The following is a 13,922-nucleotide window of genomic DNA, read 5'->3' as shown; positions in this document are numbered from 1 at the left end:
CTACGGTCCGCGGTCAGTCGTCGAAGTGCGTCTTGGAGCCCGCGGTGGACGTGGTGGTGCCCACCTCGCGCAACAGCGCGTGGTCGCAGGCCGCGACCCGCCCGTCGATGAGTACGTTCAACTGCAGTCCACCGTCGTACACATACGGAGTGGCAACGGCCAACTCCACTGCCGGACGGGCGTAGTTGAGCGCGAACGGTTGCATCGTCTCTCCCTCGTCGGTGCTGCGCCGACCAGGCGCCGGCCGTTCGGGGCCGGCGTCGGGTCCGCCGACTTCTTTTGGTTTCCAGAGACTTATACGAATCGAACGGGTGGTTGGTTTCCTTACGGAGCGTAGTCGTGGGCCGGTTGACGGTCCGGCCGGGGGGCCGCGGCGGGCTTTCGTCCGCCGCGGGATCCACGCACGGTGCGCAGAGCGAGCAGGAGCACGCCGATGTCGTCCAGGTAGACCGGATCGGGCAACAGGTCGGCCGGCAGCACCAGATAGAGGACAGCTCCCCAGAAGACCCAGCGCGGGCCCGTGGGCAGCCCGGCGCGCCGCAACCGCCGCCGGGTGCGGACCAGGCGCACCAGGACGGCGACGGCGGCGGTCAGCGCGACGGCCGCGAGGACCGCGGCCACGATGAGGATGGTGGTCGTCTCCACGGGCTGCCCTTCTCCCGATGTGGCGTGACACGGGCCTCCTCCAACAAATTCCCGCTCACGGCGCCGGTATGACGGCCGGGACCGGCCATCCGCGTACGCGGATGGCCGATTCCCCGGGAGAACCGGGCGAAACGGCCGTTTGCCGCGGGTCATCCCGGTGGCCCAGCCAAGTGGCAGCGGGGTGTGGGGGCATCTACTAATGGTCGACGAACGGTCCGCAACACGTCGCTCGTCGCGCGTCCGGGGACGTGGGAGCGGCCTCAGCCCTTCCCCATGGAGCCGAGCATGACCACGTCCTCGTCACCGCCCTCGAACCGGCCGGCCATAGCCGCCGAGCCGTCCGCCGAGCCGTCCGCCGAACCGCCGACGCCCGATCCGGCGTCGACGACGGTCGCCCCGACGGGTGGTCTGCGGCCGGATCGGGACGCACGGCCGGAGAAGGAGCCCGTGGAGCGGTCGGCGGATGCCGGGGGCGAGGTGCACGCGGTGGACACCGTGGGCGCCGTGGACATGGTGGACGTACTGGACGCGCTCGAGGCGGGGGACTCGAGGGGTGCGACGGGCTCGGCCGATTCGACGGCCGCGCCGGAGTCCGTGGGCCGGGCGGGTTCGCCGGAGCCGGTGGGCCGGGTGGGCGTGGTCGGCGCGGCACAGGGTGACGAAGGGACGACCGGTCCGCCGTTCGGTGATCCGGTCGTCGACCTGGTGCACACCGCGGTGTCCGACCGGCCGCTCAACGAGGTCGTCGATCTCATCACCTCACTGGAACGGGCGCCCGAGCACACCCGGGCGGTGGTCGACGCACTGCGCGCCGCGGGTGTGGAACGGTCGGTCGAGGACGTCACCCGGCTGGTGGCCCTGCTGACCCGGCCACCGCGCGATGCCGACAGCGCGGACGAGGCGATCCGTGCCGCCGCCGCGCACCGCCCCGTGGAGGAGGTGATCCGGCTCGTGGCGCTGCTGTACAGCGAGCCGCTGGCGCCGCACTGCCGCGCCGAGGCGCTGCGGGCCGCGGCCACGGGGCGCTCGGTCGACGAACTGATCGAGCTGATCGACCGTCTGGCGGCGGAACAGCGGAGGCAGGCCGTCCGGCGGACGGCGGCCCGGTCGCCGCGTTCCGAGGGCGGGGAGGAGGGGGCCGGGGAGCACGGCGGGGAGCGGGACCCGGCCGGCGAGAGGCCCGAGCCGCTTCGCCGCTCGGCCGCGTCCGCGGCGACCCAGCGCGACGCAGGCACCCCTGGCCGCACCGCCGCCCGTGAGGGCGGCCGGGAACCGGCGGGGGAAGCCGACCGGAAGGCGGCTCGCGGGACGGGCCGGAGGTCCGCCCTCGCCCGTCTCCGCCGGGCCGCCCGTCTCGACGGCCGAGACGCTCGTCGAGAGGCACGCCGAGAGGCGGCAGGCCGGAGCCGCGCCCGGGACTTCGGCCGGGGGGCGAACGCCGGCCGGGAGGCGAACCGGGACGGGAACCGGCACGGGATCAGGGATGCCGGCCGGGACGGGAACCGGGACAGCGGCCGGGACGCGGCGGGCCAGGCACGCCGCGACGGGAATCGGGAGGCCCGCCGACGGGCGGAGGGCGCCCCTTCCGCGGACACCGGTCCCACCGGCCGCGACGTCTGCCGCAGTGGGCGCTCAGGCCCCGGCACCACGGACGACGCGCGGGCGCGTCACACCCGGGCCGTCACCTGGACGAGCCGGCTCGCGGCCGGAGCCCTCGCCGTGTGCGCGGTGGCCCACTTCCCGCTGCACCCCGACGGTGCCGCGGTGCGCCCGCACGCCTCCGCCGTAGGATTCTCCGTGCTCTGCGCGCTGTTCGCGCTGCTCCTCGTCGTGCGTCCCGGCGCGCTGGTGTCGGCGGTTGCGGTCGTACCGCCCGCCCTCCTGGCGCCGGCCGGCGCCTCCGGCTCGTCCTTCGGGTCCGCCGTGCCGTCCCGGGCCGCCGATCTCGCGCTCGCGCCACCGTGGTTCGCCGTGCCGTCCGCCGTGTGTGCGGCACTCCTGGCGCTGACGGCGCTGACCGTGCGTCTGATCCCCGCACAACCGGCCACCTCCCGGGCGCCCCGGCGGACGCGGGCTCCCGGGGCCCGGGGCACGGCGGAGTAAGTGGCCCTACAGGGAACGGACAAGCCCCCGGCGGCTCCTGTGGTCGCTCCCTTCCGGGGCCGTGGGCCTGTCGCTCGGCCCACCGTTTGTGGCTCGGCAGGCTTCGTCGGCGCGGTCGGCGTGGCATCCTCGGCCGGCGCGGTGGGCGCGGTGGGCTCCTGGACCTTCGGGGGCCGGTGCACGGCGGAGTGAGTGGTTTCGTACTGGGACCGGGCAACCCCGCGGTGGCTCTTGTGGTCGCTCCCTTCCGGGGCCGTGGGCCTTGTCGCCCGGACGCCACCACCTGTGGCTCGGCCGGCTTCTTCCGGTCGGCGAAGCTGCGGCCTTCCTGGCTGGTGCGGCCGAGTAGTCGTTGGCCGACATGTCCTCGCTGTGCAGCTGTGCAGCTGTGCAGCTGTGCAGCTGGGCCGCCCGGCCAGGCGGTCGTCCTCCGTGACCGGGCCGCAGCCGGCCTCGGACCGCTCGACGTCGGTGAGCGCAAGGACCTGGACGGCCGGGGTGCCGGGGGTGGGGGCCGCGGGGGCGGGCGGTGCGGCCGGCTGGGGCCGGGCCGGTGTGGCCTGCGCCGGCCGTGAGGGGCTGGGGGCGGACTGCTGCGTACGGTCCGGCGGGGCGGGCGCGGTGGAACTCCTGGACCGTCGGGAGCCGATGCGTGGCGGAGTGAGTGGCTCGTGCTGGGACCGGACAAGCCAGCGGCGGCTCCTGTGGTCGCTCCCCTCCGGGGCCGCGGGCTCTATCGCTCGGACGCCACCGTTCGTGGCTCGGCCGCCTCTTCCGGCGCGACCGGCGCGGCATCCTCGACCGGTGCGGTCGGGGCGGCGGCATCCGGGGACTCCGGGGCGTGCGCCCGGCGCGGTCGTGGGGCGGGTTTCAGGCGTTCCAGGGTGCGTGTGAGCTGCTGCAACGCGGACGCCGGGCGGTCGGCGGGCCGCTGCGCGTGGGGAACGACCGCCTCGGCCGACTCACGGTACGCGGCCAGGGCCTCGTGGGCGCGTTCGGCGGCCTCACGGTACAGGTCGCGGGAGCGCGTCATCGCCTCCAGGGCCTCGGCGTACATGGCGACGAGCCGGCGCTCCCGGGCGAGTTCCTCCTCCGGCGTCAGCAGGTGCCAGTCCTCCCGCAGCGCCGTCAGCGCCTCCCGTGCGCCGTCCGGCAGCGCACGCGGCAGCGCGGCGAAGCGGGTCACGGCTCCGACGAGGTCCGCCGGTTCCGAGCCGTCGAGGAACACTGCGCGCACCGCGAAGTCGCCGGCGTCGTAGCCTTCAGGCGCGGGAGCGCCGGGAAGGACCACCGCGCCGCCGCGCGGCACCTCCACGCCGAAGTCCCGCAGGGCCCAGTTCAGCACCCGCAGTTGCTGCGGTGCGGCGCGGTGCTCGACGACCCGGTGCCGCAGGCCCGGCGGCAACCAATGGGCGAGCGGCACCTGCCCGCGCTCGTCCGTGGTCATCGCCTCGTGGACGACGACATGGACGTTCCACCCGCTGCGGGCGCAGTCCCGCAGCAGCCGCCGTGCGGCCTTGTCGTCCCGGGGGAGGGGGTTGACCTCGCCCAGACACAGCCCCGTGACCGCGTCCCGGTTCCATTCCGCGCCCGGCTCCGTGGGCCAGAACATGGCGGCCGGTGACGGCCACGCCTGGTCCCAGGGCCGCTCGGCCTCCGCCACGAGCGTCCACTCCTGCCCGTCGTCCGCGGCGGGCGCGAGGCTCAGCCGGGCCCGGACCGTCACCTGTCCGGCCACCCGCGTCCGAGCCTCGAACACAAGGTCCGGTGCGTCGCCCTCCGCCTGCGGCAGTTCCAGGAAGTCGTCGATGTCCTGGTCGGCCTTGAGCCTGCGCAGGCTGCGCCGGAGAACGTCTTCCGCACTGGTTCCGGCGTGGCGGCCACGGGTCTGCCAGACCGTGGCGGGGGCCGGGGGACGGTCGCTGGGGGAGGTCGGCATGAGTCCAGAGATCAAGGGGGGCACGTGCTCCTGCCAGTATCGTCGCCGCAGGCCGGCGGGCATCACCCGGGGTCCGCCGGACGGCGGTCCCGGCTGCACCTCCTACCCGCACCCGGCGTCTCCCATGTGACCGGCGGCGCGCCGGGCGCGTCACGCGCGGGGTGTGCGCGGCGCGCACGCGGTAGCGAGCCCTCACACGTCGTCGCGCCGGTACGCCGGTCACCACAATGGGGCCCGCGAGCAGGGCCGGCCCACCATCCGCATCGGGGCGGGCCCTGCTCGCGCACGGCCGGATCGTCTGCGCGGAGGCCGGAGAAAAGGGCGGAGATTATCAGGGGCGGGCGCCCTGTGTCGCATATTCCACTGGAAAACGCCGAACTCCCCACCTCGTTCGAGTACACACCGTAGCGTCGACGTCACGTTCGCGGTACAGCCGTGCGAGGAGGGGGATCCGGCGTGCCCGGAATCGACGAGAGTCTGCTGGAAGCCATGAGGCTGCCGGGTGCGCGCGGGGCGCTCGTGGTCGACTGGATCAGCGGGCTCGCCCTGGGCGCGGTCGGCGAGGCCCCCGGTGACGACCCGGAGGCGACGGCGGCGGAGACCGCCGAACTGGCTCGCCTGGCCATGGAGAGCGGCACGCTCGCACCGTCCTGCGACGGCGTGCCCGCCGCCCCCGGCAAGGAGGCGCCGGTCGAGGACCTGATCCTCACCACGGCGGACGCCTACCACCTGCTGCGGTTCCTGATCACCGCCTTCGACAGCACGGTCTTCCTGTATTTGTGGCTGGACCGGACGGAGGGCAATCTGGCCCTGGCCCGGATCAGGCTGGCCGAGATGGCGGACCGTCTGGTGCTCGGATGATCATGGCGGCGCGTACGGACGGATCCGCCTCGGCGATGCTCGGCACCCTCGCGGCCGACCGCGCGACCGGCGCGCTGTCCACCGAGGCCGGGATCTTCTACCTGTCGGCGGGAGACGTCGTCCACGTCGAGGCCGCGTGCAGCCCCGATCTCGGCGCGCTGCTCACCCGCAGCGGGGCCGTCGCCCCCGACGGCTGGTGGGAGGCGGTCGAACGGGCCGGGGCCCACCAGCGCGTCGCCCGCCAGCTGGTCGACAGCGGACGGCTCACGGCCGGCGCGCTGGAACTGTGCCACCTGGGCGCGTTGTTCGACGCGGCGTACTTCGCGCTCGCCCAGGACACCGCGCTGCGCTTCCGTCCCGGTGTCGCGCACTGGCTGGGTGCGGTCCGTCCCGTACCGGTGGAGACGGTGCTGCGCGAGTCCCTGCGCCGTCGCGACCTGCTGCACCGCATCTGGCCCGACCCGGCCGTCGACACCGCGCCGCTGGCCCGCGCGCCCGGCGCCGATCCGGCGGAACTGCCGCTCCGCCGCGGCCGGACCCTGGCCCGGGTCGACGGGGTCCGCACCGCGGCCCAGATCGCCTCGGCCCTGGCGTACCGCACCTTCCACACCCTCGTCGAGCTGCGCCGACTGGCCGCCGACGGACTGGTCAGCCCCGCCTCGCCCCCGGCCGCCGCGCCCGCCCGCCCGGGGCCCGGCGAGCGCGGCGAGGTGTGGGACGAGCCCGACACAGCGCTGCTGCGACGGCTCCTGGACGCCTTGGAGGCACTGTGATCCGCGCGCGTCGACAGCGTGCCGAAAGGAGACTGCTCATGGCCGTCGAGACCGACGTGCTGGACGAAATGCGTCGGCTCCGCACCCGCATACCCCGGTTGACGGGATCGCTCGCGGCCACCGTCGACGGACTCGTCCTCGCCCACGACGTCCCCGAGACCGAACCGGAGGGCCTCGCCGCGCTCACCGCCGCGGCGCTCGGTGTCGCGTACCGCATGGCCGACGCGGCGGCCCGGGGCGAGTTCCGCGAGCTGCTGGTGCGCGGCACCCGGGGCTACATCGCGACCTACGCGGCCGGCACCACCGCGGTGCTCACCCTCCTCGCCGACGACCGGGTGAACGTGGGACGGCTGCACCTCGAGGGCCGGCGCAGCGGTGCCCGGATCGCCGACCTGCTGGAGTCCCGGCTCGGCCCGGCCAGCGGGCGCCAGGCCGACCAGCCCCCGGCCGGGGAGTCCTTCGCGGCGCCGCCCCCGGACCCCGCCCGCCGGATCGGCACGCTGCCCGTGCGCACCCCGCAGCGGCCCGCACACCAGCCCCGGCCCCAGCCCGGCGGCTGAATCCCGGCTTTCTCCCGGCCGGACGCCACGCAATGACCCGGCGAACGGCCCGAACCACCCACCACGACGGAAAGGACACACCCCATGGCCAACACCGAGACCGCGCTCAAGGAATGCCTCAGCTCCATCGACGGCGCGAGCGCCGCGGCGCTCGTCGACTACACCAGCGGCATGGCCCTCGGCACGATCGGCGGCAGCAAGGACTTCAACCTGGAGGTCGCCGCCGCCGGCAACACCGACGTCGTGCGGTCCAAGCTGCGCACCATGGAGCACCTGGGGATCAACGAGGAGATCGAGGACATCCTCATCACCCTCAGCACCCAGTACCACCTGATCCGGCTGCTCAAGGGCCGCGGCGGCAACGGGCTGTTCCTCTACCTGGTCCTGGACGCGAGCCGGGCCAACCTGGCGATGGCCCGCCACCAGCTGCGCCGGATCGAGGTCGAGCTGGAGGTCTGAGCGGCCCGGGAGCCGCGCACACCAGGGAGCCCGGCGGGTCATGTCGATCGACGTGACCCGCCGGGCTCGTTCCCGGCCACGCGCGGCACCCCGGCCCCGCGTGTCAGTACAGGGTCGCCACCACGGCGGCCGCCACGGTGGCCGTCGCCACCGGCACCATGACCATCCGCAAACGTTCCATCCACGCGGACGACCAAAGGTGTCCGGGCTTTTCCGCGCCCGCCCCGCCAGGAACGCGCCCGGGACCGAGCAGCGCGCGGCACCACGGGCAGTCCCCGTCGCCGCCGTCGTCCTTCCCGTTCGCGGGATCGGGGCCGACCCCGCCGACCGGTCGGTGTGCGCCGCCCGGCCGGGAATCGGCCACCGGCATCTCGTCGTCGTCCCACGCCGTCATGCCGCGCACAACGACGGCCCGTGCTCAGGGCAACGCAGGCGGCGGGACCGGCTCGTCGATCAGGCCGACTCGGGCAGCCAGAGATCGGGACCGAACACCTCGTAGTGGACGTTCCGGGCGGCGACGCCGGCGTTCAGCACCTGGCCGCGCACCGCGCGCATGAAGGGCAGCGGCCCGCACAGGTACACGGTCGCGTCGGCCGGTACGTCCACGTCGGCGAGGTCCATCAGGCCGCTGCGGGCCTCGGACTCCGCGTCACCGGGGCGCTCGTACCAGAACACCGCCTCGGCGCCGGGCAGCCGGTCCACCAGCTCGCGCACCTCGGCGCGCAGGGCGTGCTCCCCGGGCGAGACGTCGGCGTGCAGGACGAGGACCCGGCGCTCGGAGCCGAGGGCGGCGAGCCGGGCGAGCATGCCCACCATGGGCGTGCAGCCGATCCCCGCCGAGGCGAGGACCAGCGGGGCGTCGGACTCGTCCAGCGCCACGTCACCCGCCGGGACGGACAGGGTGAGTTCGTCGCCGGTGGCCACCTTCTCGAACAGCAGGTTGGACACCTCTCCGTCCGGGCTGCCGGACTCGCCGGCGACCCGCTTGACGGTGATGCGGCGCACGTCGCCGCCGGGGTCGGAGGACAGGCTGTACTGGCGCAACTGGTGCACGCCGTCCGGCATGAGCACGCGCACGCTGACGTACTGGCCGGCCCGGGCGGCCGGGGCCGGCTCGCCGTCGGCCGGACGCAGCAGGAAGGACACGACGTCCTCGGTCTCCTCCTCGCGGCCGACGACCGTCCACTGCCGCCAGATCTCGCCCGGCGCGACGCCCGCGGCCTGGTAGATGCGGGCCTCCTGGGCGATCAGGGCGCCGGCCATCAGCCAGTAGACCTCGTCCCAGGCGGCGGCCACCTCCGGGGTGACGGCGTCGCCCAGCACCTCGGCGATCGCACCGAAGAGGTACTTGTGGACGATCGTGTACTGGTCGTCGGTGACGCCCACCGCCACGTGCTTGTGGGCGATGCGGGCCAGCAGCGCGTCGGGACGGGTGGCGGGCTCGGCGAGCAGCGCCTTGGCGAAGCCGGCGATGGAACCGGCCAGCGCCTGGCGCTGGGCACCGCTGGCCTGGTTGCCACGGTTGAACATGCCGTCCAGCAGCTCGGGGCGGTCCCGGAACATCGCCCCGTAGAAGCGGGTGGTGATGTCGTCGAGCGCTCCGGCCACCGCGGGAAGGGTGGCCCGCACCACTGCGGCGGATTCTTCGGACAGCATGAGGACTCCCAGGGGAGGGGCAAGAGGGTTGCGCCGCGCACAGACCCGCGGCGGGACCTGTATAGCAATCGGACGAGCGGGTTTCCGGCGGTAACGAGGGCCGCACGGGCAGAGCGGGCCCACCGGCCCCCCACTCGAGGACCTTCGGCCCCCGGGGAACGCACCGACCAGGGCCGGTCGGCGCTTGCGCACGGAACCCACCCCGGTACACCGGCACGTCCGGCGCCGCAGCCCCGCCCCCGTTCCGGACCAGCCGCCCGAACCTCCGGCGGCGAGGCTTCGCCCGGTGCGAGCCGTGTCGCTCCGTCCCGGCTCGGACCCGTGTTGCGCCCGTGGTCGGTCCCTGGTGCGCGCTCCGGCCGGCGCGCGGTGATCGATGGGGCCGGGTGCGGTGGTGCGTGCGTCTTCCGACGTGGGGGCCCGCTCATGCTCCCTGGTGGGCATTCGCCCGGCAATTCGTCCCCGGCTCGGACCCGTGTTCGCCGGGCCGGTGGGGCAGGCCCCGTGCCCGGCGCCGGGTGCGTGGCCCTGCCCGGCCCGCGCCCGTGTCCTTCGGCCGGTGCCGTCCTGCTCGGCGTGCGTGTGCCCGTGGTCCGTCCCTGATGCGCGCTCCGGCCGGCGCGCCGTGATCGATGGGGCCCTGCGGGGCGGTGCGTGCGTGTTCCGACGCGGCGCGGCCGCTCGCGCTCCCCGGCGGGCATTCGGCCCGGCGCCCGGGTGCCGGCTCGCGCCCGTGGATGTCGGCCGACGGTGCCCCGTGCTGGGTCCGGTTCCATCGCGGGTCGGGCCGCCGCGGACACTGCCCGGTCTCCGGCCGTTCACTGCGCCCGGCCCGCGCCCTCGCCCGCCGTCGCGTACGGCCCCGCCCGGTGCTGCGTCCCTGTTCCGCCGAGGGGCGGCCACGTGCCTTCGCCGGCCGGTGCCCGGCCCGGCGCCGTGTCGCCTCGCGGGTGTCCTCGGCATCGCGTCCGTGCCCCTCGGCCGGTGCGGCGCGCATGCCGCGCGGTGTCCCGCGCCCGCGTCCCCGGATTCCCGGTGTCGGCGCATCGGCCCGTGCGGCGCGCGTCCGGTGCTGCGCGCACCGCGCCGGACGGTCCCGGCGTGGCCCGCGGTGCGTCGACAGGACCACCGGGCCCGGGCCCGTACCGACTGTCGGGCCCCACGGTCCCGCCACCAGGGACGTTCGGCCCACGAGGGGGCATGACGATGCCACATACCGTCCTGCCCATGGAGAACGAGAAGACGAGGCAGCCCGCGGGGCCGTCCGACGGAGCCGGCTGGCCCCTGGCTGCCCGGCGGCTGCTGACACGCCGCGAGGTGTCGGCCGACGGCCGCGCGGTGTTCGGCGCGGCCGACCCGCAGTGGGAGGGCTTTTACCGCGACCGCTGGTCCCACGACAAGGTGGTGCGTTCCACGCACGGCGTGAACTGCACCGGATCCTGCTCGTGGATGGTGTACGTCAAGGACGGCATCATCACCTGGGAGCACCAGGCGACCGACTACCCGTCGATCGGCGCGGACTGCCCCGAGTACGAGCCGCGCGGCTGCCCGCGCGGGGCGTCCTTCTCCTGGTACACCTATTCGCCCAGCCGGGTCCGCTACCCGTACGTGCGCGGCACCCTGCTGAAGATGTGGCGCGAGGCCCGGCGCCGGCTCGGCGACCCGGTGGCCGCCTGGGCGGAGATCACCGGAGACCCGGCCAAGGCCCGTGCCTACAAGCGGGCCCGCGGCAAGGGCGGGCTGGTGCGCGCCGACTGGGACGAGGTGTCCGAGCTGGTGGCCGCCGCCCATGTGCACACCGTCAAGACCTACGGTCCCGACCGCTGCACCGGCTTCTCCCCGATCCCGGCGATGTCGATGGCCTCCTTCGCGGCGGGCGCCCGCTTCATGTCGCTGATCGGCGGCACGCTGCTCTCCTTCTACGACTGGTACGCCGACCTCCCCGTCGCCTCCCCGCAGGTCTTCGGCGACCAGACGGACGTCCCCGAGGCGGCCGACTGGTGGAACACCGGCTACCTGATCATGTGGGGCTCCAACATCCCGGTCACCCGCACACCGGACGCCCACTTCCTCACCGAGACCCGCTACAACGGCACCAAGATCGTCGCGGTCAGCCCCGACTACGCCGACAACGTCAAGCACGCCGACGAGTGGCTCTCCCCGCACCCCGGAACGGACGGCGCGCTGGCGATGGCCATGGGCCACGTCATCCTGCGCGAGTTCCTGGTCGACCGCGAGGTGCCGTACTTCCAGGAGTACCTGCGCAAGTTCACCGACGCGCCGTTCCTGGTCGCCCTGAGCGAGCACGGGGAGGGCCTGGTCCCGGACGGGTTCCTGACCGCCGCCGACCTGGGCCGCGACGAGGAGAACGCCGACTCCAAGACCGTCCTGGTGGACCGCGCCACCGGTGAGCCCGTCGTCCCGAACGGTTCCCTCGGCTTCCGCTGGGCCAAGCAGGAGCAGGGCCGCTGGAACCTCGACCTCGGCGACGTCGAGCCCGAACTCAGCCTGCTGGAGCGGGCCGAGGAGACGGCGGCCGTGGTGCTCCCCCGCTTCGACGAGGGCACCACCGAGGGCGGCACCACCATGGTCCGCGGCGTCCCGGTGCGGACCATCGGCGGCCGCAAGGTCACCACCGTCTTCGACCTCATGCTGGCGCAGTACGGCGTCAGGCGCCCCGGCCTGCCCGGCATCTGGCCGCTCTCCTACGACGACGCCGACGAGCCCTACACGCCCGCCTGGCAGGAGACCATCACCTCCGTGCCGGCCGAGCAGGCGGCCCGCATCGCCCGGGAGTTCGCCCGCAACGCCGAGCGCACCCAGGGCCGTTCGATGATCGCCCTCGGCGCCGGCACCAACCACTGGTTCCACTCCGACACCATCTACCGCGCCTTCCTGGCCCTGCTCACCATGACCGGCTGCCAGGGCGTCAACGGCGGCGGCTGGGCCCACTACGTCGGCCAGGAGAAGGTCCGCCCGGTCACCGGCCTCCAGCACCTCGCGTTCGCCTTCGACTGGCAGCGGCCCACCCGGCACATGGCGGGCACGTCGTACTGGTACCTCAACTCCGACCAGTGGCGCTACGAGGCCTTCGGCCCCGACGAACTGGCCTCCCCGCTGGGCAAGGGCCGGTTCGAGGGCAAGGGCTTCGCCGACTGCCTGGCGCAGGCCGTGCGGCTGGGCTGGACGCCCGGTCACCCCGGCTTCAACCGCAACCCGCTCGACCTGGCGGACGAGGCGAAGGCGGCCGGACGGCCGGTCGCCGAGCACATCGTCGAGGAACTCAAGGCCGGGCGGCTGCGGTTCGCCGCGGAGGACCCGGACGACCCCGCCAACTTCCCGCGCGTGCTGACCGTCTGGCGGGCCAACCTGCTCGGCTCCTCCGGCAAGGGCAACGAGTACTTCCTGCGCCACCTGCTGGGCACGGACGCCGCCGTGCGCTCCGAGGAGACTCCGCCCGAGGCACGCCCGAAGGACGTGGTCTGGCGGGACGAGGCGCCCGAGGGCAAGCTCGACCTGCTGGTCACCATGGACTTCCGGATGACCTCCACCGGGCTGCTCTCCGACGTGGTGCTGCCGGCCGCGACCTGGTACGAGAAGGACGACCTGTCCAGCACGGACATGCACCCCTTCGTGCACGCCTTCACCCCGGCCATCGCCCCGCCCTGGCAGGCCCGCACCGACTACGACAGCTTCCTCACCATCGCCGACAGGTTCAGCGAGCTCGCCCGTGAGCACCTGGGAGCGCGCACCGACGTCCTCGCCGTGCCCCTGCTGCACGACACCCCGGACGAACTCGCCCAGCCCGGCGGCCAGGTGAAGGACTGGAAGACCGGCGAGTGCGAACCTGTCCCCGGGCGCACCATGCCCAAGCTCGTCGTCATCGAGCGGGACTACGGCGCCACCGCGGAGAAGATGCGCGCCGTCGGCCCGCTCTTCGACACCCTCGGCACCACCACCAAGGGCGTCACCGTCCACCCGAACAAGGAGATCGACGACCTCCGGCGCCGCAACGGCACCGTGCGGGAAGGCGTCGCCGCCGGACGGCCCTCCCTGGCCACCGCCTCGAACATGTGCGAGGCCATCCTCGCCCTGTCCGGCACCACCAACGGGCGCCTGGCGACCGAAGGATTCCGGGAGCTGGAGCGGCAGACCGGCAGCGAGGGCCTGGTGGAACTGTCCGCCGAGCGCGAGGCCGAACGGATCACCTTCGCCGACACCCGCACCCAGCCGCGCTCCGTGATCACCTCCTACGAGTGGTCGGGCTCGGAGACCGGGGGCCGGCGCTACTCGCCCTTCGTCATCAACACCGAGCACAAGAAGCCCTGGCACACCCTCACCGGCCGCCAGCACTTCTTCGTCCAGCACGACTGGATCACCGAACTCGGCGAGCAACTGCCCGTCTACCGGCCCCCGCTGAACACCCCGCGCCACTACGGCGACCAGCACCTGCACGAGGACGGCCGGGCGGAGGTCACGGTCCGCTACCTCACCCCGCACTCGAAGTGGTCCATCCACTCCAACTACCAGGACAACAAGTACATGCTCGACCTGTCCCGCGGCGGTCCGGTCATCTGGATGTCGCGCGAGGACGCCGAGAAGATCGGCGTCAAGGACAACGAGTGGATCGAGGCGTACAACCGCAACGGCGTCGTCGCCTGCCGGGCCGTGGTCACGCACCGCATGCCCGAGGGGACGGTGTACATGTACCACGCCCAGGACCGCAACGTGAACGTGCCGAAGACCGAGGTCAGCGGCAAGCGGGGCGGCATGCACAACTCGCTGACCAGGCTGCTGCTCAAGCCCACCCATCTCGCGGGCGGCTACGCACAGTTCACCTACGCCTTCAACTACTACGGCCCGACCGGCAACCAGCGCGACGAGGTCACCGTCATCCGCCGCCGCAGCCAGCAAGTGGAGTACTGA

11 protein-coding genes are annotated in these 13,922 nt (G+C 74.0%); 6 read left to right on the top strand and 5 right to left on the bottom strand.

All coding sequences use genetic code 11. The annotated features are described in order from the left end of the window. Positions 1-13: 13 nt before the first annotated feature. Both tgmA and ACFYOV_RS23840 read right to left on the bottom strand, forming a co-directional pair. Positions 14-205: a putative ATP-grasp-modified RiPP gene (gene tgmA, locus ACFYOV_RS23845; protein ID WP_389090437.1), complete on the bottom strand. Its 192-nt coding sequence runs from the start codon at positions 203-205 to the stop codon at positions 14-16. A 119-nt stretch (positions 206-324) separates the two neighbouring features. Then, a complete protein-coding gene (locus tag ACFYOV_RS23840; protein ID WP_389090435.1) occupies positions 325-645 on the bottom strand; it encodes a DUF1232 domain-containing protein in 321 nt (106 codons plus the stop codon). 285 nt (positions 646-930) lie between these two features. Between ACFYOV_RS23840 and ACFYOV_RS23835 the strand changes: the two genes are divergently transcribed. After that, positions 931-2,748: a hypothetical protein gene (locus ACFYOV_RS23835; protein ID WP_389090434.1), complete on the top strand. Its 1,818-nt coding sequence runs from the start codon at positions 931-933 to the stop codon at positions 2,746-2,748. A gap of 733 nt (positions 2,749-3,481) precedes the next feature. On the opposite strand, the gene ACFYOV_RS23830 is transcribed toward ACFYOV_RS23835, so the two are convergent. Next, positions 3,482-4,687 carry a hypothetical protein gene (locus ACFYOV_RS23830; protein ID WP_389090835.1) on the bottom strand — a complete coding sequence of 402 codons (1,206 nt, stop codon included), beginning with the start codon at positions 4,685-4,687 and terminating at the stop codon, positions 3,482-3,484. A 456-nt stretch (positions 4,688-5,143) separates the two neighbouring features. On the opposite strand from ACFYOV_RS23830, the gene ACFYOV_RS23825 reads away from it, so the two are divergent. The 4 genes from ACFYOV_RS23825 to ACFYOV_RS23810 all read left to right on the top strand — a co-directional run bounded on the left by ACFYOV_RS23825 (position 5,144) and on the right by ACFYOV_RS23810 (position 7,340). Then, entirely contained in the window at positions 5,144-5,548 is a 405-nt protein-coding gene (locus tag ACFYOV_RS23825) for a hypothetical protein (RefSeq protein WP_389090432.1), read from the top strand. Next, positions 5,545-6,321, top strand: a complete 777-nt coding sequence (locus ACFYOV_RS23820; protein WP_389090431.1) for a hypothetical protein — start codon at positions 5,545-5,547, stop codon at positions 6,319-6,321. The genes ACFYOV_RS23825 and ACFYOV_RS23820 overlap by 4 nt, the downstream gene beginning before the upstream one ends. A gap of 38 nt (positions 6,322-6,359) precedes the next feature. Then, positions 6,360-6,881 carry a roadblock/LC7 domain-containing protein gene (locus ACFYOV_RS23815; protein ID WP_389090429.1) on the top strand — a complete coding sequence of 174 codons (522 nt, stop codon included), beginning with the start codon at positions 6,360-6,362 and terminating at the stop codon, positions 6,879-6,881. 84 nt (positions 6,882-6,965) lie between these two features. After that, positions 6,966-7,340 carry a hypothetical protein gene (locus ACFYOV_RS23810; protein ID WP_389090428.1) on the top strand — a complete coding sequence of 125 codons (375 nt, stop codon included), beginning with the start codon at positions 6,966-6,968 and terminating at the stop codon, positions 7,338-7,340. A 103-nt stretch (positions 7,341-7,443) separates the two neighbouring features. Here the strand turns inward: ACFYOV_RS23810 and ACFYOV_RS23805 are convergent, their stop codons facing one another. Next, entirely contained in the window at positions 7,444-7,743 is a 300-nt protein-coding gene (locus ACFYOV_RS23805) for a hypothetical protein (RefSeq protein ID WP_389090426.1), read from the bottom strand. 50 nt (positions 7,744-7,793) lie between these two features. After that, on the bottom strand, positions 7,794-8,996 hold the full coding sequence (locus ACFYOV_RS23800; protein ID WP_389090425.1) for a globin domain-containing protein: 1,203 nt from the start codon (positions 8,994-8,996) through the stop codon (positions 7,794-7,796). A gap of 1,227 nt (positions 8,997-10,223) precedes the next feature. Here ACFYOV_RS23800 and ACFYOV_RS23795 point away from each other — a divergent pair. Continuing rightward, entirely contained in the window at positions 10,224-13,922 is a 3,699-nt protein-coding gene (locus ACFYOV_RS23795) for a nitrate reductase subunit alpha (protein ID WP_389090423.1), read from the top strand.

Origin of the sequence: Streptomyces sp. NPDC005931, from assembly GCF_042871235.1 — a bacterium.
Lineage (GTDB): Bacteria > Actinomycetota > Actinomycetes > Streptomycetales > Streptomycetaceae > Streptomyces.
The sequence above is the reverse complement of the archived record's forward strand: the minus strand, read 5'-3'. Positions and strand labels throughout refer to the sequence as shown.